At 42.8% G+C, this 24,430-nt stretch carries 16 protein-coding genes; 11 read left to right on the top strand and 5 right to left on the bottom strand.

Annotation, left to right across the window (positions count from 1 at the left end):
• The first annotated feature begins 213 nt into the window (after positions 1 to 213).
• Positions 214 to 1,359 carry a PCMD domain-containing protein gene (locus KQP79_RS08325; protein ID WP_004310075.1) on the top strand — a complete coding sequence of 382 codons (1,146 nt, stop codon included), beginning with the start codon at positions 214 to 216 and terminating at the stop codon, positions 1,357 to 1,359.
• A gap of 27 nt (positions 1,360 to 1,386) precedes the next feature.
• Positions 1,387 to 2,181 carry a porin family protein gene (locus tag KQP79_RS08330; RefSeq protein WP_004310073.1) on the top strand — a complete coding sequence of 265 codons (795 nt, stop codon included), beginning with the start codon at positions 1,387 to 1,389 and terminating at the stop codon, positions 2,179 to 2,181.
• 123 nt (positions 2,182 to 2,304) lie between these two features.
• On the opposite strand, the gene KQP79_RS08335 is transcribed toward KQP79_RS08330, so the two are convergent.
• Entirely contained in the window at positions 2,305 to 3,885 is a 1,581-nt protein-coding gene (locus tag KQP79_RS08335; protein ID WP_149952243.1) for a PCMD domain-containing protein, read from the bottom strand.
• A 263-nt stretch (positions 3,886 to 4,148) separates the two neighbouring features.
• Here KQP79_RS08335 and KQP79_RS08340 point away from each other — a divergent pair, with 263 nt between their 5' ends.
• Complete coding sequence (locus tag KQP79_RS08340; RefSeq protein ID WP_004310069.1) at positions 4,149 to 4,994, top strand: helix-turn-helix domain-containing protein; 846 nt, start codon at positions 4,149 to 4,151, stop codon at positions 4,992 to 4,994.
• A gap of 22 nt (positions 4,995 to 5,016) precedes the next feature.
• On the opposite strand, the gene KQP79_RS08345 is transcribed toward KQP79_RS08340, so the two are convergent.
• Positions 5,017 to 7,986: a PEP/pyruvate-binding domain-containing protein gene (locus KQP79_RS08345; RefSeq protein ID WP_061448618.1), complete on the bottom strand. Its 2,970-nt coding sequence runs from the start codon at positions 7,984 to 7,986 to the stop codon at positions 5,017 to 5,019.
• A 171-nt stretch (positions 7,987 to 8,157) separates the two neighbouring features.
• On the opposite strand from KQP79_RS08345, the gene KQP79_RS08350 reads away from it, so the two are divergent.
• From KQP79_RS08350 to KQP79_RS08370, 5 genes are all read left to right on the top strand, one after another.
• Positions 8,158 to 10,275, top strand: coding sequence for a prolyl oligopeptidase family serine peptidase (locus tag KQP79_RS08350; protein ID WP_061448617.1), 2,118 nt, complete (start codon positions 8,158 to 8,160; stop codon positions 10,273 to 10,275).
• Between the two features lie 200 nt (positions 10,276 to 10,475).
• The gene (gene gdhA, locus KQP79_RS08355; protein WP_004297996.1) at positions 10,476 to 11,813 is read left to right on the top strand and encodes an NADP-specific glutamate dehydrogenase; all 1,338 of its coding nucleotides are present in this window, start codon (positions 10,476 to 10,478) and stop codon (positions 11,811 to 11,813) included.
• A 231-nt stretch (positions 11,814 to 12,044) separates the two neighbouring features.
• Positions 12,045 to 13,208: a M24 family metallopeptidase gene (locus KQP79_RS08360; RefSeq protein WP_061448616.1), complete on the top strand. Its 1,164-nt coding sequence runs from the start codon at positions 12,045 to 12,047 to the stop codon at positions 13,206 to 13,208.
• Positions 13,209 to 13,290: 82 nt separating this feature from the next.
• Positions 13,291 to 14,853 (top strand): sulfatase family protein, encoded by a 1,563-nt coding sequence (locus KQP79_RS08365; protein WP_004297992.1) that lies wholly within the window; start codon positions 13,291 to 13,293, stop codon positions 14,851 to 14,853.
• Between the two features lie 49 nt (positions 14,854 to 14,902).
• Complete coding sequence (locus KQP79_RS08370) at positions 14,903 to 16,429, top strand: arylsulfatase (protein ID WP_061448615.1); 1,527 nt, start codon at positions 14,903 to 14,905, stop codon at positions 16,427 to 16,429.
• Between the two features lie 400 nt (positions 16,430 to 16,829).
• On the opposite strand, the gene KQP79_RS08375 is transcribed toward KQP79_RS08370, so the two are convergent.
• A complete protein-coding gene (locus KQP79_RS08375; RefSeq protein ID WP_004297989.1) occupies positions 16,830 to 18,263 on the bottom strand; it encodes a CCA tRNA nucleotidyltransferase in 1,434 nt (477 codons plus the stop codon).
• Positions 18,264 to 18,358: 95 nt separating this feature from the next.
• On the opposite strand from KQP79_RS08375, the gene KQP79_RS08380 reads away from it, so the two are divergent.
• Positions 18,359 to 19,195, top strand: a complete 837-nt coding sequence (locus tag KQP79_RS08380; RefSeq protein WP_004297988.1) for a hypothetical protein — start codon at positions 18,359 to 18,361, stop codon at positions 19,193 to 19,195.
• Positions 19,196 to 19,595: 400 nt separating this feature from the next.
• Here KQP79_RS08380 and KQP79_RS08385 read toward each other — a convergent pair whose 3' ends face one another.
• Both KQP79_RS08385 and ruvA read right to left on the bottom strand, forming a co-directional pair.
• On the bottom strand, positions 19,596 to 20,588 hold the full coding sequence (locus tag KQP79_RS08385; RefSeq protein ID WP_004297985.1) for a DUF3843 family protein: 993 nt from the start codon (positions 20,586 to 20,588) through the stop codon (positions 19,596 to 19,598).
• A 1-nt stretch (position 20,589) separates the two neighbouring features.
• Positions 20,590 to 21,192: a Holliday junction branch migration protein RuvA gene (gene ruvA, locus KQP79_RS08390; RefSeq protein WP_008776314.1), complete on the bottom strand. Its 603-nt coding sequence runs from the start codon at positions 21,190 to 21,192 to the stop codon at positions 20,590 to 20,592.
• A gap of 187 nt (positions 21,193 to 21,379) precedes the next feature.
• Between ruvA and KQP79_RS08395 the strand changes: the two genes are divergently transcribed.
• Positions 21,380 to 22,279 carry a diaminopimelate dehydrogenase gene (locus KQP79_RS08395; RefSeq protein ID WP_008776313.1) on the top strand — a complete coding sequence of 300 codons (900 nt, stop codon included), beginning with the start codon at positions 21,380 to 21,382 and terminating at the stop codon, positions 22,277 to 22,279.
• A 96-nt stretch (positions 22,280 to 22,375) separates the two neighbouring features.
• Positions 22,376 to 24,418, top strand: coding sequence for a DUF3857 domain-containing protein (locus tag KQP79_RS08400; protein WP_061448614.1), 2,043 nt, complete (start codon positions 22,376 to 22,378; stop codon positions 24,416 to 24,418).
• The last annotated feature ends 12 nt before the right edge of the window (positions 24,419 to 24,430 follow it).

Genomic DNA, 24,430 nt, shown 5'->3' on the forward strand with positions numbered 1-24,430 from the left:
AAATTCTAAACATAAGGATCTATTAATTAGATATTTAATAGTTCCTTTCCTCTCGCTTTAAGAAAGAGGGCTTCCGAAAAGAAGCGGACAGCCTCTTTTATATATCATTACCGACAACTCTGATTTTTCTTTTAACATTCTACAGAAATAGCCACTCAACTATTTTAACTATCTTTGTCCCCTGTATAACCCCTTAATATTTATAACAGACTGATGAAACTAAAAAATTTATTCGCCGGAATGATATTATGTCTGGCAGTTGCTTCCTGCATTCAGGATGAAGCTCTAAACGTTGAAGCAGCTATAGACGGATGCAGCGGAAACGATATTCAACAATGTTTGATTGATCCAAACGAGTTCACTGTTCAGCTATATGTATCAAGAGCTGCCGATCCGTCTAAGATAAACATCAATTTTGACCTTCCTGCCGGAGCTTCCATAGCGCCTGTCAAACAGCTAGCCGAAGACGGAGTTAATACTTATAATTTCAAAGATGAAAATAACCCTAGAGAATTTAAGGTTACATCAGAAGATAGCGACTTTTCTGCTACCTATACAATCAGACTTTGGCAAACAGAAATGCCTATCACATACAACTTCGAAACGCTAAGTTCAGACAATCCTTACCATAAGTTTACTGAAGAGAATCCCTCCGCAGGAGCTATCATTCGTAGATTGGAATTAGCTAGCGGAAATCCTGGATTCGAACTGACTAAAATGGCAAAAACACCAGAAGACTATCCGACAGTACAAGTAAATGGAGGAGTTGATGGCGGTAAATGTGTAAAATTAGAGACTAAGAATACCGGCAGTTTTGGAAGCATGGTAAATATGCATATTGCAGCTGGTAATCTTTTCATTGGTTCATTTGAAGTAGGGCAAGCATTAAGCGATGCAATGAAAGCCACCCATTTCGGATTTCCATTCTTCTACTATCCACTTGAACTGAAAGGATCGTATAAATACAAGGCAGGTCCTATTTTCTCATCAAAAGGAGTACCAGTGGAAGGGAAAAAGGATAAATGTGATATTTATGGAGTATTATACGAAACAGATGCCAATGTACAATTTCTCGACGGTTCAACCTCACTCAATTCACCAAATATTGTAGCTTTGGCACGGAATCTTGAAAAGCTTCCTGAAACAGACAGTTGGACAGAGTTTAGCTTCAAATTCGAGCCAAAAAACGGCAAATCTATTGATTCCGACAAATTAGAAAAAGGTATCTACAAACTTGCCATCGTATTCTCATCCAGTGTAGACGGCGCGAAGTTTGAGGGAGCTGTAGGTAGCACCCTTTATGTAGACAAAGTTAAAATTGTTCAAACTTCTGACCCGAATGAATATCCCGCAAATTAATAATAAACCCAATCAATTGATAAAATAATGAAGAAAACAATATATTATAAAGTAGTAGGGATTGTATTCCTCACAATACTTTTTTCACATGTGGCATATGCCCAAAACGAACGTAACAAAGCTCTTATCTACTCATACTTACATGGATGGGAGTATAGTATCAAAGCAGGATTAAGCATTGGAGGTACTTCTCCTCTACCCTTACCTAAAGAAATACGTAATATTGATAGCTACTCTCCCAACATAGCTATCGCTATTGAAGGAAATGCTACAAAGTGGTTCGGTAATGACAAGAAATGGGGAATGACTGCGGGTATACGTCTCGAAAACAAAACTATGACAACCGAAGCTACCGTAAAAAATTACGGAATGAAGATCATCAACACTAATGGCGGCGAGCTACAAGGTCTTTGGACTGGTGGTGTAAAGACAAAAGTGAAAAATTCATATCTCACCATTCCTGTATTGGCTAATTATAAGATAAGTGACCGTTGGAAAGTATCACTTGGTCCTTATGTTTCTTATATGACTGAAGGCAACTTCTCCGGCCATGTATATGAAGGACATTTACGTACGCCTGATGAAACCGGTCAACGGGTAGATTTCAGCGGTGAAAGTGTTGCAACTTACGACTTCTCTGATAATTTACGCAAGTTTCAATGGGGAGCCCAATTAGGCGGTGAGTGGAAAGCTTTCAAACACCTTAATGTTTATGCAGATCTGACATGGGGGCTAAACGACATCTTTAAGAAAGACTTTGATACCATCACGTTTGCGATGTATCCTATCTATTTGAATATTGGGTTTGGATATGCGTTCTAAAGCTTATTACATAATAATTTTATCTAAAACTTTCATAATTGTCTAATTCCAACAACTTAAATTATGGAAATAAAAAGAGAGCTTTTATAATGAAGCTCTCTTTTTATTTCCATAACAAGGATTTTACTTACCTATCACCTCCAAATCATCTATAAAAAGTGTACTACCACCAGCACCGACAAAGAGATCACCTTTTTTACTTGAAGAACATACAATAGCTATCTGATAATCTTTACCTGCCTCATACTTTTTACCTTCCAAATTTTGAAATGGAATCTTAAACGATTCCCAATCAGCTTTTGCACTACCATCTGCCAATTGAGCTACTGCAACACGGCGATCTGAGGTATTTATATCATGCCCTGTAAGAGGAATATTATTTCCTTTCTCATCCAAAGTCGTCTCATACAATACAGCCATTATAGAACACTCATCTATAGCGCCTTCTACTACTTTTACCTCTTCAGGTTTAGTTGCTCCTTCGCCATTAATAAATTTTTCTCCCGGAATATATTTGTACCATCCTTTCAAATATAATGGTTCTTTATCATAAGGAACTCCAAATTTTGTTGCAGCAAGTCTATCAACACCTTCTGTCAAATTTAACTCAAATGTCCCTGTATATAAAGAACCGGCTGTTAATGCGGGGATCAAAGATGATGTTTTTGAACTAGTATCCAAAGTCACTAACTTGGCAGCATAAGATCCCGATTTCGCATCTGTACTCTTAGAAACTGGCATTTCTGTCAAAGAAACTTGCATAATCTTTAACATAGCAACTCCCTCCGTACTTGTAGCTAATACCTCTGTAGGTTTAGGTTTATCATAAGCATAACTTAAAAAACTACCTGCCACAGGTTCCCAACCCTCGAATCCAAAAGCCAATACAGAAGTAGTTACTCTCGCAGGAGTCTTTACCACATACTCTACCGAAGTTCCATTCTCTGCTACAATCATAATAACCACATCCGAAGAAAAATCGATAGCAACTCCACTTTGTAAAACACAAGTTGCTTTTTCAGAATAAGCAAACGTAGGCACTAACCCTTTTAACAAATCAGGATTAGCATCCACCATAGCTTGATCAACATCAAAAGTTATTGTATTATCCTCATTAATCACAGGATGTCCTATAACACAGGCATTAGCCTCATTCTCTAAATCAAAAGTAAAAGAAAGAATTTTCGCTTCGCCACTTTCATTACCGCTCATCTTATCTCCCTCAAAAGCAACATCCACTGTTTGGCCTAAAGCTGCAACTGTTACACCTATTTTCATACTAACTTTCCCGTCTCTCACAGTTCCACTTACCGACGTAGGAAGCGTTCCTAACATTTGACCAAACTCTGTAGTAAACTTCAGATCTTTCTGTCCACTAAAAGATTGTACTCCATCTTTTTCTTCCACCGTACAAGGCACTTCAATATCACCTACCAACCGACCTGCAAATGAAAATTTTTTCAAAGACAATATGACTTGTGATGTTTGATCACCTGATTTAGCAATAGATATCACTTGAGAGACAGGATCAGCTGCACTTCCATCAATGGATACTACCAAATTACCTTTATAGCTACCACTAATATCAGTAACTTCTGTCTGATCATCACCATTCTTTCCATTATCATCATCGTCACTACAAGACGTAAACAATGTCGCAGTACACAATACTGCAAACAGATAATAAAATAATTTCTTTTTCATTTCTAAATTCTCTTTTTAATTAATAAAAGCAAATACGCGATATACCATCGCATAGATCCAAAATTTCACAGCTGCAAAGTAACTACTATTTCCACATCTCCGCAAGGTCTATTTTTCTTGTTTCTGTTCTATTTTTAAAGAAATATACTCAAAACCCCTTGTAATATACCATTTTTCAAGTCAAAATTATAATTTAAGAAAAGAAAAGAGAGCCTATTTCCCTAAATCTACATATCTTTGTTATAAAGTAAGAAGTACGAAACATGGAAGAATTACCCAAAATAGACTTACCTGAAGAATGGCTTATAGGTACAGGAGTTAACAAAGAATTGCTCAATTTATATACAAACTTTCCCTGCCGGTTGAAATCGGAAATATTCGTATTATGTATGGATGGAGAAATTGAGGCTTCAGTCAATCTAAACCGTATCACAGTACGAGCTAACGATTTTGTTACTATCATGCCGGGAAGCATTCTTCAGATACACAGTGTAAGCGGAGAACCAATACTTTATTTTGGAGGATTCTCATCAAAATACATAGAACAAGCCAATTTGACACCTTCATCTATCAAGACTTTATTTATAACGATAGGACGACCTGTCATTTCATTAAAACCGGAAGGAGCCAAGTTATTGGCGGAGTACTTTCAATTCTTGATAAAATTATATGCCTTTTTCAATGAATCAACCCGTAAAGGTATTACTCCGCACTTGTACAACAACATACACGCAGGGATAGCTGCCATGTATAACACCCAACTACAAAACACCAAAGAATTTTTATCTAAAGGTGAATTAATCTACAAAAACTTCACTCAACTGGTGATGCAGAATTACAATCATACCCGAAATGTAGCATGGTACGCCAAAAAACTCAAAATCTCAAATATTCACCTATGTACAACAGTTAAGAAAGTCACTGGGAATACATGTGCAGAAATCATTGCACACATGGTCATCATGGATGCCAAATCACAATTAAAGTCCACCCATCTTTCCATTCAAGAAATTTCTAATTCACTCAATTTTGCCAACACATCGTTTTTTGGCAAATACTTTAAACGATATGTCGGCATGAGCCCATTAACCTATAGAAATAACGGATAAATAGAATAAACCATACACCACCTTAAGCCTCCGGCATCAAGACTACTCCCAGCTTCTTCTTACCGTCCATCTTGACTACCACAGGCTTTTCAAAGCGAACGTGACGGAGATAGTTCGTTTCCTGCACTGCCGGTTGCGCATTGAGGAAATCCTGATTATACACTCCATCATTCATAAAGGCGTTGATCGTGAAATACCCTACCCCGAAAGAAGTCAGGTTCTGGAAAAAGTGTGTCCCCTGACTGGGATCTACCCGGTAATTAGTCAGACCGGCTTCCACAATCACACGGGCAGCCGAGATATGCGGCCACTTCACCGGAATACCAAGCCATGTATCACTGCTTCCCCAACGTCCCGGACCGACAAGCACATAATTCTTTCCTTCATTCAAGAATTGTTGGTTAATCTTTTCTATCTCCCAGGCAATTGTCTGATTGTTGGAGGCACTATAATTATCGGTCTTTACATAGACCACATCATAAATATCATTCATGATACCATGTCCCAATGAATTATATGAGCGGAGAATCACATCTTCATCCGGTATCTCGTTCAAATCCTCGTCCAGCATTTCTTTACTGTCTACGATAGGACGGATCTGCAACAGATAGAAAGTTCCGGATTTATCATGTTCGCAACTTAACGTTGCTGCAAATTCAATTTCAACCGGACGGCGCATCTCCTGTTCACCATATTTCAATACTAACTGCAGAATACGAGCTAACGGAAAAACATCATGTTGCAGGATATTAGCAAAAGTAATCACCTTACGTCCTCCCGGATATAAACCATCACGAATGATCTGATCGTACGGATCGTAGGTAGAAGCAATATAACGCAGAGCACCGTCACTTTCTGCCTCTTTGACATGAAGTTTCAGCAAATTAAAACCATCGTCGATAGAAAAATCATGTCCGGCATTTTTCAAATCCAATGCATAGAAACGGGTTTGAGTCTCCTTGAGAGCAATTTCCATTTCGCTGGTCTGTAACACCTGATTAGGATGATAAGGAGAAAAACGAAGGGTCATGCCACCGTCAACAATATATTTTCCTAATCCCAAAGCCAGATTCACCGTTCCCTCTTCTGCCTTTTCATTCCCCAACGGATAATAATTGAGCGAGCGTGCCACACCGGACATGGAAGGATAATAACGGTCACCATACTGATTGCCAACTACTTCCTGTAAGATAACAGCCATTTTCTCCTGATCGATTACATTCGACGTAGCTTGCATATACGCTTTGCTGTCACGGAAATAAACCGAAGCATACACCCCTTTGATGGCATCGGAAAGCATCCGCAACATTTCATAGCGGTCGTCCAGATAAGGAATCATGTAAGTGTTGTAAATTCCGGCAAACGGTTGATAGTGAGAATCCTCCAACAAGGAAGAAGACCGAATGGCAATCGGAGACTTCACGACATCGAAGAAAGTGAAAAAGTCCTCTATCAACCGGTCCGGTAATTTAGCCTTCAGGAAGTATTTCAAAATCGTAGCATCATCCGCATCCGACAGTGCAATCTGATACAAGTTGTTGGTGTCCATGAACTCATCAAAGACATCCGTACAAAGCACCACTGTTTTAGGAATAGCAATACGCGCATTTTCAAACTCGTCAAACTCCGGATGACGCTTCACCATATTATCAATAAATGCCAGTCCACGCCCTTTTCCTCCGAGAGAGCCATCCCCGATACGGGCAAAGTTAGAATAACGGTCGAAGCGATCGCGCTTAAAGACCGCCACAACTCCCTGGTTCTTCATCTTACGATATTTCACAATCGCCTCAAAGATGATTTTACGGTGAGCATCCACATCCTGAAGACTATTCCAGGTTATCGGTTTCAAAAATTCAGCCACCGGGAACATGGCACGTGAATAAAACCAACGCGACACGTGATTCCTGCTGATATGATATAAGAAAGATTCCGCAGGTACGGCAAAAAGAATGTTTTGCAGCTCCTTCAAATTCCGGACGCGGGCAATCTCCTCCCCGGTATCCGGATTGCGGAAAATAAAATCACCAAAACCAAAATTATCGGAGACGATACGGCGCAAATCAACGTCCATCTTCTTGGAGTTCTTATCGATAAAGCTAGCACCATACTTGACTGCATAAGACGAATTTTCAGATTCGGAAGACTGAATAATCAAAGGAACAAACGGATCATTCTTACGTATCTCCGCACACAGCTTGATACCTGCCAGACCGTCTTTCTCTCCCCGTTCCACTTTCGGGAAACGGACGTCAGTGATTACCCCCAATATATTATTCTGATACTTATGATAGATCTCCATCGCCTCCTGATACGTACGTGCCAACACTATTTTAGGACGTCCGCGCATACGGAGCGTACGCTGGTGTGCATTCAAGGCTTCGGTAGAGAATTCCTGACTCTGCTTCAACACGAACTTATACAGATTCGGCAAAATGGAAGAATAGAAACGAATGCCATCTTCCACCAAAAGAATCAGCTGCACACCGACCTCCTGTACATCGTGTTCCAGATTCATCTTGTCCTCTATCAACTTAATGATAGACACCAACAGGTCGGTATTACCCAACCAGCAGAACACATATTCGAACGCACTTAAATCTTCATTGATAATCCGTTTGGTAATACCATGGCTAAAAGGAGTCAGTATGACGATAGGAATATGCTCGTATTTCTCTTTAATGTGACGGCCGATATCGAAACTGTCATTATCCCCCGTGCTCGGCATACAAATCACCAGGTCGAACGACATATTTTCCAACTGTGACAATGCTTCCTCCTCCGTAGATACCTGCGAGAAACGAGGTGGATAGCGCAGAGACAAAGAAGTGTATTCATTGAAAATCTTCTCATCAATGCGCCCGTCATCCTCCAACATGAAAGCATCGTAAGGATTAGCGATTAATAACACGTTAAAAATCCGCCTTGTCATCAAGTTAGCGAATTGTGTATCTTTGAAGTAAAGCTGGTTTAATTTATATTTACTAAGCATAAAGTCATTCTCCTTTCTTATTTCAAATCGTCTATCTGCAGAATCACATTTTGCAAAGTTAATTCTTTAAATCTCATTTTCCACCATCTTCTTTATAAAGTTTACTTGTTTATCTCTTATTATTTTGTAGATTTGTAACTTTAAGTTTATTCAAAAAGACTTTTTATTCACATGAAAAAAGTAACTTTATTAATGAGTGGAATCATGGTGATGTCATGCGCTCCCCAACAGAAAAAGCTAGTCTACCCCGAGACGGCAAAGGTAGACACCGTAGACGTGTACTTCGGTACACAAGTTCCCGACCCTTACAGATGGCTGGAAAATGACACCAGTGCAGCTACTACTGCCTGGGTAGAAGCACAAAACAAAGTAACGAATGAGTATCTAAGTCAGATTCCATTCCGGGAAAACTTGTTGAAACGATTGACCACACTGGCCGATTACGAGAAGATCAGTGCGCCAATCAAGAAACATGGCAAATATTACTTCAGTAAAAATGACGGCCTGCAAAACCAGAGTGTATTCTACGTACAGGATTCACTGGACGGCGAGCCTCGCATTTTCCTCGACCCGAACAAGCTCTCGGACGATGGCACAGTGGCACTGACCGGTCTTTACTTCTCAAACGACGGCAAATATACCGCTTACAGTATCTCACGCAGCGGATCGGATTGGTCTGAAATATTTGTCATGGACACTGAAAGTGGCAAGTTATTGGAAGACCACATCGAATGGGCCAAATTTACCGGTGCCGCCTGGCAGGGAGACGGCTTCTACTACAGCGCCTACGATGCTCCCGCCAAAGGAAAAGAATTCTCCAACGTAAACGAAAAGCACAAAATCTATTATCACAAAATAGGTGAACCGCAATCGAAAGATAAACTGATTTATCAAAATCCGGCTTATCCGAAACGTTTCTATACAGCCAGCACCAGCGAAGACGAACGTATTCTCTTCCTCACAGAATCCGGTGCCGGAAGAGGCAATAACTTGTTTATAGGAGACCTGAAAAAACCGAATTCTCCTTTTATCCAGCTGACTACCGACCTCGACTACCAATACTACCCGATTGAAGTGATCGGCGACCAGATTTATATTTATACCAACTATGGCGCACCGAAAAACCGGATCATGGTAGCCAACATCAACCGTCCGAAACTGGAGGACTGGAAAGAACTCGTTCCCGAATCGGAAGCCGTTCTTTCAAACGCAGAAGTGATCGGTGGCAAACTGTTCCTTACTTACGACAAAGATGCTTCGAACCATGCATACGTTTACGGCCTCGACGGCAAACAAATTCAGGAGATTCAACTGCCGTCACTCGGTTCCGTAGGCTTTAGCGGCAACAAAGACGATAAAGAATGTTTCTTCGGATTCACTTCATTCACCATTCCGGGTGCCACTTACAAATATGATATGGACCAGAACACCTACGAACTATACCGTGCACCGAAAGTACAGTTCAACTCGGATGATTTTGTGACGGAACAAGTATTCTTTGCCAGCAAAGACGGTGTAAAAGTCCCGATGTTCCTTACCTATAAGAAAGATCTGAAGAAAGACGGCAAAAATCCTGTATTCCTCTACGGATACGGTGGTTTCGGCATCAGCCTCAACCCGGGTTTCAGTGCAATGCGCATCCCATTCCTCGAAAATGGCGGTATCTACGCACAAGTCAACCTGCGTGGTGGCAGCGAATACGGTGAAGACTGGCACGTAGCCGGAACTAAGATGCAGAAGCAGAATGTATTCGACGACTTCATCTCTGCTGCCGAATATCTTATCAACGAAAAATATACGAATAAAGACAAAATCGCCATTGTAGGTGGCTCCAACGGTGGTCTGCTAGTAGGTGCCTGCATGACACAGCGTCCGGACCTGTTCCGTGTAGCAATTCCGCAGGTAGGCGTGATGGATATGCTTCGCTATCATAAATTTACTATCGGTTGGAACTGGGCAAGCGATTACGGAACAAGCGAAGACAGCAAAGAAATGTTTGAATACCTCAAAGGCTATTCTCCATTGCACAACCTGAAACCGGGCACAAAATATCCGGCAACACTGGTAACCACTGCCGACCATGACGACCGTGTGGTTCCCGCCCATTCATTCAAGTTTGCCGCTACGCTGCAAGCAGACAACGACGGTACAAACCCGACACTGATCCGCATCGACAGCAAAGCAGGTCACGGTGCAGGCAAACCGATGGCAAAAGTACTTGAAGAACAAGCAGACATCTACGGTTTCATCATGTACAATCTGGACATGAAGCCGGATTTTAAGAAGTAAAAAGTACAAAGTATTAAATTCTGGTATCAAGTATTAAGTATTAGCACTGAATACTTGATACCTAATGCTTTTTTTACTATCATTTTATCATTATTTAATCAAAATAATGGCATAAAATCAATCGCATCTGAAAAATTTTCCTATATTTGCAGTGAGTTAGTTGACATTTTATCAGAATTAACCTTTTAAAATATAGTATCATGAACATCCAGAAAATCATGTCCTCTTTGGAGGCTAAGCATCCCGGTGAATCTGAATATCTTCAGGCAGTGAAGGAAGTTCTTCTTTCTATCGAAGATATATACAATCAACATCCTGAATTTGAAAAAGCTAAAATCATAGAAAGATTGGTAGAACCTGACCGCATCTTCACTTTCCGTGTGACATGGGTGGACGATAGAGGCGAGGTACAGACCAATCTCGGCTATCGTGTACAATTCAATAATGCGATAGGCCCATATAAAGGTGGTATCCGTTTCCATGCATCCGTTAATCTTTCCATTTTGAAGTTCCTCGGTTTCGAACAAACATTCAAGAATGCACTGACTACCCTGCCTATGGGTGGCGGTAAAGGCGGTTCCGATTTCTCTCCACGCGGTAAGAGTGATGCTGAAATCATGCGTTTCTGCCAGGCATTTATGCTGGAGTTGTGGCGTCATCTCGGACCGGACATGGATGTGCCTGCCGGTGACATTGGTGTAGGAGGACGTGAAGTGGGCTATATGTTCGGTATGTACAAAAAACTGACTCGTGAATTTACCGGTACATTCACCGGCAAAGGATTGGAATTCGGCGGTTCATTGATTCGTCCGGAAGCTACTGGTTTCGGAGGACTGTATTTTGTCAACCAGATGCTTCAGGCAAAAGGGATCGATATAAAAGGTAAGACAGTGGCAATCTCCGGTTTCGGCAACGTTGCCTGGGGAGCAGCTACTAAAGCTACCGAACTGGGTGCAAAAGTGATTACGATTTCCGGTCCGGACGGATATATCTACGATCCGGATGGTATCAGTGGTGAAAAAATTGACTATATGCTCGAACTTCGTTCTTCGGGTAACGATATTGTGGCTCCTTATGTCGAACAGTATCCAAACGCAACCTTCGTAGAAGGAAAACGCCCGTGGGAAGTGAAAGCAGACATCGCACTTCCTTGCGCCACCCAGAACGAATTAAATGGAGAAGATGCTCAAAATCTCATAAAAAATGACGTACTTTGCGTCGGAGAAATTTCCAACATGGGATGTACCCCTGAAGCTATCGATCTTTTCATTGAACATAAGACGATGTATGCTCCCGGTAAAGCGGTCAACGCAGGTGGTGTAGCCACTTCCGGTCTGGAAATGTCTCAAAACGCAATGCACCTTAGCTGGAGTGCCGCCGAAGTGGACGAAAAACTCCATGCAATCATGCACGGCATCCATGCACAATGCGTGAAATACGGCACGGAACCCGACGGATACATTAATTATGTGAAGGGTGCCAACATTGCCGGATTTATGAAAGTAGCTCACGCAATGATGGGACAAGGCGTTATTTAAGGACTTTGTTTAGTTGTATTTGTATTTGTGGTTTGCGCTGCTCGTCTCCTGTGACAGGACGCGGGTAGCGCTATTTTTTTGAGATTAACATTATTTTCGCTGGAATTAATTATCTTTGTAGCATGATAGGTTAAATAATAGTTTGTGAATTTGTTATATGCGATAAACAACTCACAACTAATAATTTACCATTATTGGTTTTGTAATTAATAATCAAGTAATAAATAAAAAATGCTACAACCCGAATTGAAATTTCGCCGTGACAAAATTCGCAGTCTGATGGTGTCGCAGGGCATTGACGCCGCACTTATCACGTGTAATGCAAATTTAATTTACACGTATGGCTGTGTAGTCAGTGGCTATCTTTACCTCCCCCTTCATTCGCCTGCACTATTATTTTTTAAACGTCCTAATAACATCACAGGAGAGCACTCATTCTCTATCCGCAAACCGGAACAAATTGTTGATCTGCTGAAAGAACAAGGATTACCGATGCCAACCAAACTGATGTTAGAAGGTGACGAACTTCCTTATACGGAATATTGTCGTCTGGCCGGTCTCTTCCCGGAAGCGGAAGTGGTAAATGGTACCCCGTTGATTCGCCAGGCACGCAGCGTGAAAACACCTGTAGAAATTGAAATGTTCCGCCGCTCCGGCATTGCTCATGCAAAGGCTTATGAGCAGATTCCTGGTGTTTATCGTCCCGGTATGACGGACATTGAATTTTCCATCGAAATAGAACGCCTGATGCGTCTGCAAGGTTGCCTCGGAATTTTCCGGGTATTCGGACGCAGTATGGAAATATTCATGGGTAGCGTACTGACCGGAGATAATGCCGGTTACCCCTCTCCTTATGATTTTGCCTTAGGCGGTCAGGGACTTGATCCTGCCTTGCCGGGAGGAGCAAATAAAACTCCGTTAAAAGAGGGACAAAGCGTTATGGTGGACTTAGGTGGCAACTTCAACGGTTACATGAACGATATGAGCCGTGTATTCTCCATCGGCAAACTGCCCGAAGAAGCTTACACCGCCCATCAGGTTTGTCTGGATATCCAAGAAAAAATTGCTTCCATTGCCAGACCGGGTATTGCCTGTGAAGTGCTTTACGACACAGCAGTCGAAGTGGTCAAAGCAGCCGGATTTGCCGACAAATTTATGGGAACAGGACAACAAGCCAAATTTATCGGTCACGGCATCGGGCTTGAAATTAACGAAGCTCCGGTACTGGCTCCCCGCATAAAGCAACAATTAGAACTGGGTATGGTCTTTGCCCTCGAACCGAAAATCGTTATTCCGGGTGTAGGTCCCGTAGGTATCGAGAACTCTTGGGTAGTGACCAACGAAGGAATAGAAAAACTGACGAACTGCAATGAAGAAATCATTGAATTAAGTTAAACAGACGATGAAAAAGATGTGTCCGGCAAAGAACAGGCACATCTTTTTCTACTAATAATAACACACTTAACCCCCAAAACCAATGAAACAACCTTTCATTCTAACCCTTGTATCCTCTGTTGCCTGTGCTGCAACAGCCGCCAATAAAGCACCGGAAAACACCACACCGACAAAGTCAAAAACACCCAACGTTGTATTTATCTACGCCGACGATCTCGGCTACGGCGATCTGGAATGTTACGGAGCTAAAAACGTACAGACACCCAACGTCAACCGACTGGCAAAATCGGGAATCCTTTTCACCAATGCTCATGCAACAGCCGCCACCAGCACCCCTTCCCGCTACTCCATGCTAACCGGAGAATACGCATGGCGCAAAGAAGGAACGGATGTAGCGGCAGGAAATGCCGGAATGATTATCCGTCCCGAACAATACACCATGGCAGATATGTTCAAAAGTGTCGGTTACACCACTGCCGCAGTAGGCAAATGGCATCTGGGACTCGGAGATCAAACCGCCACTCAAGACTGGAATGCTCCGTTACCGTGCGCACTGGGCGATTTAGGTTTCGACTATCATTACATTATGGCAGCCACAGCCGACCGTGTACCCTGTGTATACATCGAAAACGGGAAAGTAGCCAACTATGATCCGAGTGCTCCCATCGAAGTCAGTTATCAAAAGAACTTCGAGGGTGAACCTACCGGAAAAAGTAATCCTGAATTACTTTATAACCTCAAGCCAAGTCACGGTCACGACATGTCGATCGTTAATGGAATTTCACGCATCGGTTTTATGAAAGGCGGTGGAAAGGCGCTCTGGAAAGACGAAAACATTGCTGATTCACTTACCACACACGCCATTCAATTCATCGAGGAAAACCAAAACAAACCTTTCTTTCTCTACTTTGCCACCAATGACGTACATGTGCCCCGCTTTCCTCACGACCGTTTCAGAGGAAAAAATCCGATGGGATTAAGAGGCGATGCTATCGTACAGTTCGATTATTGTGTCGGTGAAATCCTGAATACACTCGAAAAACTGGGATTAAGAGAAAATACACTCATTATTCTTTCAAGTGACAACGGCCCGGTAGTAGACGACGGATACGATGACAAAGCAGAAGAACTACTCAACGGTCATAGTCCTGCGGGACCACTACGGGGCAACAAATATAGTGCCTTTGAAGGAGGAACCCGTATTCCTGCCATCGTCAGCTGGCCTGCAGGAGTAAAAAAAGGAATGACTTCAGACTTATTGGTTTCACAAGTGGACTGGCTCGCCTCTCTCGCTTCCCTGACCGGAGCTACGATGCCTAAGAATACCGCACCGGATAGTTACAACTATCTGGGAAGTTGGCTGGGTAAAGAAAAGACAGACCGCCCGTGGGTAATAGAGCAGGCTTCTAATCACACGCTTTCTGTCCGCACCAAAGACTGGAAATACATCGAACCGAATGACGGACCGAAAATGATTCAATGGGGACCGAAGATAGAAACCGGAAACTCTAAAGAACCCCAGCTTTATAAGATGAAAGAAGTGAAAGAGGTAACCAACTATGCAAAGAATATGCCGGAGAAAGTGGCAGAACTGCAAAGTATCCTTCAAAGCGTACGCGAAGGAAAGGACTTAATCGGGAAATAATTCCAGATATGAAACACTGAAACGCTTTTATTTTAATGACAACAATATCATGAATTATCAATCAATCCCGTTGATAGGCAGTGCCCTGCTCCTATCTACCCTATCTGCCAACGGACAGAAAAAAAATACCCAGCCCAATATCCTCTTCATCCTTTGTGACGATATGGGATATGGAGACTTAGGATGCTACGGTCAACCATTTATCCGTAGCCCTCATATAGACGCCATGGCCGGTGAAGGAATGCGTTTTACGCAAGCATACGCAGGAAGTCCCGTCAGCGCCCCTTCCAGAGCTTCATTCATGACAGGACAACATTCAGGCCATTGTGAAGTACGAGGTAACAAGGAGTACTGGAAAAATGCACCGATCGTGGAATATGGACAGAATAAAGAATACTCAATAGTGGGGCAACACCCTTATGATCCCGACCACGTAATCCTGCCGGAGATAATGAAAGATAACGGCTATACCACAGGTATGTTCGGTAAATGGGCCGGAGGTTACGAAGGTTCCTGTTCCACTCCCGACAAACGGGGGATAGACGAATACTACGGTTATATCTGTCAGTTTCAAGCTCATCTTTATTATCCCAATTTCCTGAACCGTTATAGTAAAGCATTGGGTGACACCGGAGTGGTACGTGTAGTGATGGATGAAAACATCCAATATCCGATGTATGGTCCCGACTACCTGAAACGTCCGCAATATTCGGCCGACATGATTCACCAGAAAGCATTGGAGTGGCTGGATCAGCAAGACGGCAAACAACCGTTTTTCGGCGTATTGACTTACACCTTACCTCATGCGGAACTCGTTCAGCCGGAAGATTCTATCCTGAATGAATACAAAGCTAAATTCAACCCGGATAAAGAATTTAAGGGAAGCGAAGGCTCACGATACAACGCCATCACGCATACACACGCCCAATTTGCCGGAATGATTACCCGCCTGGACTATTACGTGGGCGAAGTTTTGAAAAAACTGAAAGAAAAAGGACTGGACGAAAACACATTGGTTATTTTCTCCAGTGACAACGGCCCTCACGAGGAAGGCGGAGCTGATCCTACTTTCTTCGGCAGAGACGGAAAACTACGCGGACTGAAACGTCAATGTCACGAAGGAGGAATACGTATTCCATTTATCGCCCGTTGGCCGGGACACATACCTGCAGGCGAAGTAAACGATCACATCTGTGCATTTTATGATTTAATGCCGACGTTCTGCGAAGTTATCGGTATCAAAGACTACGAAAAGAAATACCGCAATAAGGAAAAAGAAGTCGATTATTTCGATGGGATTTCTTTCGCTCCTACACTGCTGGGTAAAAATAAGCAAAAGAAACATGACTTTCTGTATTGGGAGTTTGATGAAACAGACCAGATTGCCGTACGCATGGATGATTGGAAAATGGTAGTGAAAAAAGGAACACCGTTCCTCTATAATCTAAAAACAGATATTCATGAGGATCATGACATAACACTCCAACATCCAGATATCGTGGAAAAGATGAAGGCTATCATCTTTGAACAACATACTCCGAATCCTCATTTTTCGGTGACGTTGCCCAAACGGTAAACACACAGATAAAGAAATAATGAGTAATCAGCAGTTGGAAAGCAAGTTATCATTCATTCCTATACGGTTTTCACCACAGAGGACACGGAGGGTACAGAGGTGAATCTTGTTCATGCCGGTACTGAAATGAACTAATTTCGAGCTTGTGCAGATTTATTTTTGATACCTAATGGGGTTATGGCTAATGATATATAGATTTATTCGTCTGACAATTGTCAGACGAATAAATCTATGTATAATGAATATTAAATCATCGCATATTACCAATTAAATCTTAGAAGAACTAAGATTAGTTCATTCCTGCCTTGTTTTACTCCAATTCAACTACTGATTCGCATAAATCAGTGTCTGAATACTATAGGATTACGATGCCTGATTTTATATATGTTCCGTCCTTCTATCAGCGAATAGGCGTCATTCCCATCTTCTTTGCCCGTTCCAGCATGAAAGCATGAGCCGCCTCATATTCATTCGGAATCACTCCATCCAAGATTGCATCTTTGATAGCACTCTTCAAGACTCCGACCTCACGACAAGGTTCCAAGCCGAAAATCTCCATAATTTCTTCTCCGCTCACAGGTGGCTGGAAATTACGGACACGGTCTTTCTCTTCCAAATCCTTCAGTTTCTGTCGAACCAACTGGAAGTTATTCAGGAAACGCTGTTTACGTTCCATATTCTTGGAAGTAATATCCGCTTCACAAAGCATCATCAAGTCGTCAATGTCATCACCCGCTTCAAAGAGCAGACGACGTACAGCCGAGTCTGTCACGACATCATCTGCGATAACGATCGGGCGCATGTGCAGGCTGACCAGCTTTTGTACATACTTCATCTTCTCATTCATCGGCAACTTCATCTTGCGGAAGATATGCGGAATCATCTTTTCACCGATAAAGTTATGATTATGGAACGTCCATCCCGCTTTAGGCTCCCAACGTTTCGTGGCAGGTTTGGCAATGTCGTGCAACAAAGCAGCCCAACGCAGCCAAAGGTTATCAGTCTTCTTGCTGATATTATCCAGCACTTCCAACGTATGATAAAAATTATCCTTATGGGAACGTCCGTTCCGTGTTTCCACACCCTGCAAGGCAGCAAATTCCGGAAAAATCAACGGCAGCAAACCGCTACGCTCCAAATCAATAAATCCTTTTGAGGGGATTGGAGAAAGAATAATCTTATTCAGTTCGTCCGCAATACGTTCACGGGATATAATTTCAATCCGTTCCTTATTCCGGCAAAGCGATTCGAAAGTATCATCGTCAATGTAAAAACCCAATTGCGTAGCAAAACGGATGCAACGCATCATGCGCAAGGGATCATCGCTGAAAGTAATATCCGGGTCGAGGGGAGTGCGGATTGTCTTTTCCTTCATATCCTCCAAACCTCCAAACGGATCTACCAATTCACCAAAACGTGCTTTATTGAGACATACGGCCAGAGCATTGATCGTGAAATCGCGACGATTCTGATCGTCTTCCAGCGTGCCGTCTTCAACAATAGGTTTACGCGAATCCCGTTGATAAGATTCTTTACGTGCACCAACAAACTCTACTTCCGTGCCTCTATATTTTACTTGTGCTGTTCCGAAATTCTTGAAAACAGAAACATGAGCACCACGTCCCAACTGTTTTCCAAGGGCTTCCGCCATTGCAATTCCACTTCCTACAACTACTACATCTATATCTTTAGAGGGACGTTGCAGAAAAATATCACGAACATAACCACCTACCACATAACACTCCATACCGAGTGTATCAGCCGTTTCGGCTATCTGTCCGAAGATGGGTTCGCTAAAATGCTGCTTCAATTCCTCTTGAGTCAACTCTATCATTCTTTTTAGTTATAAGTTTTGAGGGGACAAAATTACAAAAATAAGGGATATATTTGTATTTTTGCCGCTAATAAAACCAGTAAATAGAATTTGTGATGAAAAAACTGATTATCCTCTTTTGTGGTACGCTGGCATTAGCTGCCTGCGGAAATGGCCTTGAGAAAAAAGCCAATGAAAAACTGATGGTTGCCAAGGCTGCCTACGAACGTGGCGACTATGAAGAAGCTAAGTTACAAATTGACAGTATCAAGATTCTCTATCCCAAAGCGTTCGAAGCACGTAAGGCGGGACAGGCACTGATGCTCGATGTTGAAACAAAGGCACAGCAAAAAACGCTTGCTTACCTGGATAGCGCCTTTCAGGCAAAGACAGAAGAATTCAATGCCATCAAGGACAAATTCAAACTAGAAAAAGATGCCGAATATCAACAAGTCGGCAACTATCTCTGGCCTACACAGACCATTGAAAAGAATATGCACCGTTCGTACCTCCGCTTCCAAGTGAACGAGCAAGGTATAATGAGTATGACTTCCATCTACTGTGGTGCCGGCAATATTCACCATACAAAAGTGAAAGTGATTGCTCCTGACGGCAGTTTTGCAGAAACTCCAAGCTCCAAAGACAGCTACGAGACAACGGATATGAACGAGAAAATAGAAAAAGCTGACTACAAACTAGGGGAAGACGGAAATGTGATCGAATTCCTGAATCTCAATAAAGACAAAAATATCCGTGTGGAATATATAGGCGACCGCACCTATAAAACGACAATGAGTCCAACCGACCGCCAGGCCGCAGCAGGTGTTTACGAATTAGCACAAATCCTCTCGGCCATGGAACAGATTAAAAAAGAACAAGAGGAAGCCAACCTGAAAATCGGATTCATCAATAAGAAGAAAGAACGGAAAGCACAGGAAGAAATTACCGATTAGTAAAAGGAAAGCCATCCACCAGAAAAAGCCATTGGTTAATAATAAAATAGACGGGAATAGTTGTTATTTTTCATAAACGACAACTATTCCCGTCAAATGCATAATGAGACTCTTAATCCTCTGCGTGAGAGAAAAGGCGTTTCCTGGTAGGGAGAAAAGGCGTAGTCTGCCATCATCAAACGGCGTAGCCTGATAACCAAAAACGGCGTGGTCTACACGCCTTTATTTTATCCTTCTATTCAACTGATTATTAGCCTTTTCCTGCTTTGATTTTCCGACCCGTTTTCCGGTCGTCTTCTTTTTACCGACTGCAGACTTTGTCTTTCCGGCAAAAGGATTGTTACTTTTTTTGATTAACATAGACAGCACTTATATAAACAGTACTTATTTCTTATAATTCTTATTCTCCTTCGTAATACTCACCCAAAAACCAGCGAGCCACAAAATCCCAGTTTTCCTGCAATAACTCCTTTCCGTTCTCAAACGGGAACTGTGCTTCCGGCAACAAATCGTGTTCCATTCCATATTTCAGCAGATCGAACGGACACAAACCTTCTTCACAAAACAGCTCGTATGCTTCCTCTTCAGCCAGTTCGGCATTGTAGAGCGGATTACGTTTGTCTGCAAAATATTCGGCTACATCAGGACCGATCAACAACCCTTTCGGATTGGCAAAAACCACAAAGTTACCGAACTCCTTTAAGTCAGGCAACAAAGAATCCTCTTCATCTTCCCACTTCAACGATTGCACAAAGAAATATTTCAGCGCTTCGTAAGAGTCAAAGTATAAAAGCGGTTCACCTTTGCTCGCTTCAAGGAAACGTTCTACGTTCGTAGGCATCTTTTCTCCCGGCAAAGCTACCGGCAGAGGCATCCGCTTCTTTTGCATCAGCTCCGTTTCCATCAGCCAGTCCGTTGCCAGATAATCGCTGATAGGAGCCAATTCGAACGCAGCATCCAAACGGTTGTAAAGCGTATCCGCAAACTCCAGCAAATCCGCATCCATCGGGTTCTCTACTCCATCAAAATCATCGCCAACCGGAGAATTGATGGCCCACAAAAGGAAAACAACATCTTCACGGTTAATTTCGTCCGGCAAATATTCCTCCGTCAGTGCGTAAAAAGGCAAATAACGTCCGTAGCTTTTCCGGTGCCAATGAATAAACTGACGCCAATTTCCTCCGTCTGCTACGCAATCTTCCAAATACAAGGCACACGTCAAAGCCACTCGCTTCTGGTCTTCCTCCCACTCTCTCCCACCGTATATAAAAGAATCTGCCACCAACGGCAATAGCTGGTTAGCGAAATCCAGATACCATTCATCCGTATCCACTGCTTTTGCACGACCATGAGCGTCCAGCCATGCTTTCATATATATCTTCTGTTGCTTCATACTACAAACGTTTCAAAGCCAGTTTGATAACCTTTTCTACCGGAGCATCCGGCTCCTCCTTCAAGATAGCCAACACCACCTTCTGTGAAGGCGCAGCAGCAAAGCCTAGCATCGTCAATGCAGACACCGCCTCTTCCTGCACTTCCACATTGGCAGGTTGTAACAACAAACCTGCGGAAGCCCCTCCGGCAGCAGACGTTCCCATTGTTTTTATCTTATCTTTCAGGTCGACAATCACCCGTTGCGCGGTCTTCAGTCCGATGCCTTTCACCGTTTTCAGCATGTTCGCATTTTCGGTGCTGATTACGTTCACCAATTCGGCAGGCGAGAGAGCCGAAAGAATCATACGAGCCGTGTTCCCACCGATTCCGGAAACGGAAATCAATAATAGAAAAATCTCCCGTTCCTGTTTCTCGGCAAATCCGTAGAGCACATACGCATCTTCACGAATCGCCTCGTAAATATATAGCTTACAGCTTTTCTTTCCCTGAATAGCCGAATAGGTATTCAAAGATATATTGGCGGCATATCCCACCCCGTTACAGTCGATCACCGCGGTTGCCGGACTTAGTTCGGCAAGTTCGCCTCTAATATATTCTATCATAACAGGGACAAAGATAAAACTTTCTCACCACAGATTACACTGATTTTCACAGATTATTCTTTTGTGCATTAGATATGAAGAATATGAAAAAAATAAAAATATTAAAGCAAATGAACCAAAGTTAGTAGTAATTTGTTTACTTTTGCAAGCAAAAGAAAGAAATTTGTTCATTAAAACCAAGAAAAGAATGAAAAAAGTAAGAGCTGCCATCGTTGGTTATGGCAACATTGGACATTATGTACTTGAAGCGCTTCAGGCGGCACCTGATTTCGAAATAGCCGGAGTCGTTCGTCGTGCAGGAGCAGAGAACAAACCGGAAGAGTTAGCAAACTACGCAGTAGTGAAGGACATAAAAGAGCTGGGAGAAGTAGACGTAGCTATTCTTTGCACGCCGACCCGCAGCGTAGAAAAATATGCAAAAGAATATCTGGCGATGGGTATTAACACGGTAGACAGTTTCGATATCCACACCGGTATCGTAGACCTGCGCCGTACCTTGAATGCTACCGCCAAAGAACATAAAGCCGTATCGATCATCTCTGCCGGATGGGATCCGGGAAGCGACTCCATCGTACGCACCATGCTGGAAGCAATTGCTCCGAAAGGCATCACCTACACCAACTTCGGTCCCGGTATGAGCATGGGACACACAGTAGCCGTAAAAGCCATTGACGGAGTGAAAGCTGCCCTTTCCATGACCATTCCGACCGGCACGGGAATCCACCGCCGCATGGTATACATCGAACTGAAAGACGGATATAAATTTGAAGAAGTAGCCGCTGCCATCAAAGCAGATCCTTACTTCGTGAACGATGAAACACACGTGAAACTCGTTCCGAGTGTAGACGCCCTGCTGGACATGGGTCATGGTGTAAATCTGACTCGCAAAGGTGTATCCGGCAAAACACAGAACCAGTTGTTCGAATTTAATATGCGTATCAATAACCCCGCACTGACCGCACAAGTACTGGTATGCGTGGCACGTGCTTCCATGAAGCAACAACCGGGATGCTACACGATGGTAGAAGTTCCCGTTATCGACCTTCTCCCCGGCGACCGCGAAGAATGGATCGGACATTTGGTATAATATATTTTATACATAAAACAAAATTAAAATAGAGAAAGGCGGTACACCTTTCTCTATTTTTTTTATCTTTGTGAGCATACTACAAAAAACACAATTATGAGAAAACTATTCATTCTCTGCGCATTTCTATTACAGCTCCTGTCGCCTGTCTACCCACAGCAAGCCACAACAGCCACCATAGAGCCCAATCTGAAATACGGAAAACCCTCCAAAGAAGAACTGTCTCTCACCTCTTATGCCCCGGACACCACCGCTACGGCTATTTATCTCTTCCATCAGGGACAAAGTGACTTCATCTACCATGACGGTTTTCAACTAACTACCGAGCACTGGGTACGCATCAAAATCCTGAAACCACAAGGAGTGTCATACGCCGACGTGTCCGTTCCCTACTACTCTCCTACCGATAAAGATGAAGGACAGGAAAGAGCCAGTGAGATAGAAGGCTGCTCCTACAATATGGAAAACGGGAAATGCATAAAAACACCCATGAAGCGGGAATCCATCTCTTTCGAACGGTTCAATAACCTGTATAAAATACTAAAATTCTCTTTGCCTGCTGTCAAAGAGGGCACTATCATCGAATATCACTACAAACTCTACTCCGACTATTTCTCACACATCGACAACTGGATGATACAGGAAGAACTCCCGATGCTCTACAACCAGTATAAAATCACCATCCCTCATGTATTTGTCTACAACATCGAACTCCGGGGAAAGGACTACATACAAGTGAAGCAAAGAGACTCCTCCATCCATGCCACGGAACGTGAAGGCTCCGGTGCGGGTGGAGTCAGCAAAGACTTCACCGTTTCGGCACAAGAAACCACCTTTATCTCACGCAACCTTCCGGCTATCCGTCAGGACGAATCCTACTGCTGGTGTCCGGAAGACTATAAGGTGCAAGTGAGCTTCGATCTGCAAGGCACTCAATTCACCCCCAATGAATACAAACCATACAGCCAGAAATGGGAAGATGTAGACAAGCAGTTGCTCAAACCGGAAAATACACAGTTCGGCGAACACCTCTCACTCACCAACCCTTTCCGCCCTGAAACCAAACAAGCCTACAACAGCGAAATGAATTTCGAGGAGAAAATCATCTGCGCCTTCCAGGTGCTCAAAAAGAAAATGGCCTGGAACGGACGGTATCAGCTCTACAGCAAAGAGCTCGAAAAAGTAATCAAGAAAGGAAGCGGCAGTAATGCCGACCTGAATTTCATCCTTATCAGCATCCTGAAAGACTTTGGACTGGAGGCCTATCCGGTGGTTATGAGCCGACGTTCATCAGGTATGCTGCCGTACAACTTTCCTTCTCTGCAAAAACTAAATACGTTCTTTGTTGCTATCCACGATATAAACAAACAAAAATATGTATTTTTAGACAGTTCTATGGACGTACCTGCCTTTAATATATTACCGCTTGAATTGTCTGTAAACAAAGCACGCATCCTTTCCCGGAAAGAGAAAGAAGAGAATAAATGGGTGAATGTGATGGCTCTTTCCAACAACAAAAGTTTCATGAAAATCGATGCCCGAATAGAAGGAGATCAGGTGAAAGGACATCGCAGCACAGTTCTTTACGGACAAGAAGCTATAGAGTATCAGGCAAATGCAAAACATAAGCAGGACAGCCTCGTCTCGAATCCCGAAAACAAGATCAGTAGTCAGAAAGAGCAACTCACTGTCACCAACCTGAAAGTGAAAAAACAAGAAAATGACTGGGCACTGATAGAAGAAGAATTCGATTTCGTCTTGCAAGTCAACCGGACGGACAATCATCTTTATATCAATCCGATGCTCTTTCCGCAACTAAAGAGTAATCCGTTTATCCAGACGGAACGGGTGCTCCCCATCGAATTTCCGTATCCGTACAAGTTCACGATGTTGTCTACGCTGACTCTCCCCGAAGGCTACGAAGTGGAAGAACTCCCCCAACCACAAGCCATCCGGTCGGAAGGAGACGGCCTGCAATGCAAATATATGATTCAGAAACAGGGAAATACAATCCTGCTCAATTATGTATTCCACTTAAAGGGATATATATTCCTTTCCGAACAATATAAACAACTACAAGAACTGTGGACTAAAGTGATCGAGAAAAATAATGCGCTGATCGTACTCAAGAAAATATAAACTTTACCTATC

Source organism: Bacteroides sp. DH3716P (assembly GCF_025914115.1).
GTDB lineage: Bacteria > Bacteroidota > Bacteroidia > Bacteroidales > Bacteroidaceae > Bacteroides > Bacteroides ovatus.

What these genes read in the sequence shown, in the direction of transcription:
- KQP79_RS08350 (WP_061448617.1), top strand. Translation starts at nt 8,158, where the DNA reads ATGAAAAAAGTAACTTTATTAATGAGTGGAATCATGGTGATGTCATGC.
- KQP79_RS08380 (WP_004297988.1), top strand. Translation starts at nt 18,359, where the DNA reads ATGAAAAAACTGATTATCCTCTTTTGTGGTACGCTGGCATTAGCTGCC.
- ruvA (WP_008776314.1), bottom strand. Translation starts at nt 21,192, where the DNA reads ATGATAGAATATATTAGAGGCGAACTTGCCGAACTAAGTCCGGCAACC.
- KQP79_RS08340 (WP_004310069.1), top strand. Translation starts at nt 4,149, where the DNA reads ATGGAAGAATTACCCAAAATAGACTTACCTGAAGAATGGCTTATAGGT.
- KQP79_RS08370 (WP_061448615.1), top strand. Translation starts at nt 14,903, where the DNA reads ATGAATTATCAATCAATCCCGTTGATAGGCAGTGCCCTGCTCCTATCT.
- KQP79_RS08325 (WP_004310075.1), top strand. Translation starts at nt 214, where the DNA reads ATGAAACTAAAAAATTTATTCGCCGGAATGATATTATGTCTGGCAGTT.
- KQP79_RS08335 (WP_149952243.1), bottom strand. Translation starts at nt 3,885, where the DNA reads ATGAAAAAGAAATTATTTTATTATCTGTTTGCAGTATTGTGTACTGCG.
- KQP79_RS08385 (WP_004297985.1), bottom strand. Translation starts at nt 20,588, where the DNA reads ATGAAGCAACAGAAGATATATATGAAAGCATGGCTGGACGCTCATGGT.
- KQP79_RS08400 (WP_061448614.1), top strand. Translation starts at nt 22,376, where the DNA reads ATGAGAAAACTATTCATTCTCTGCGCATTTCTATTACAGCTCCTGTCG.
- KQP79_RS08375 (WP_004297989.1), bottom strand. Translation starts at nt 18,263, where the DNA reads ATGATAGAGTTGACTCAAGAGGAATTGAAGCAGCATTTTAGCGAACCC.
- KQP79_RS08365 (WP_004297992.1), top strand. Translation starts at nt 13,291, where the DNA reads ATGAAACAACCTTTCATTCTAACCCTTGTATCCTCTGTTGCCTGTGCT.
- KQP79_RS08345 (WP_061448618.1), bottom strand. Translation starts at nt 7,986, where the DNA reads ATGCTTAGTAAATATAAATTAAACCAGCTTTACTTCAAAGATACACAA.
- KQP79_RS08360 (WP_061448616.1), top strand. Translation starts at nt 12,045, where the DNA reads ATGCTACAACCCGAATTGAAATTTCGCCGTGACAAAATTCGCAGTCTG.
- KQP79_RS08330 (WP_004310073.1), top strand. Translation starts at nt 1,387, where the DNA reads ATGAAGAAAACAATATATTATAAAGTAGTAGGGATTGTATTCCTCACA.
- KQP79_RS08395 (WP_008776313.1), top strand. Translation starts at nt 21,380, where the DNA reads ATGAAAAAAGTAAGAGCTGCCATCGTTGGTTATGGCAACATTGGACAT.
- gdhA (WP_004297996.1), top strand. Translation starts at nt 10,476, where the DNA reads ATGAACATCCAGAAAATCATGTCCTCTTTGGAGGCTAAGCATCCCGGT.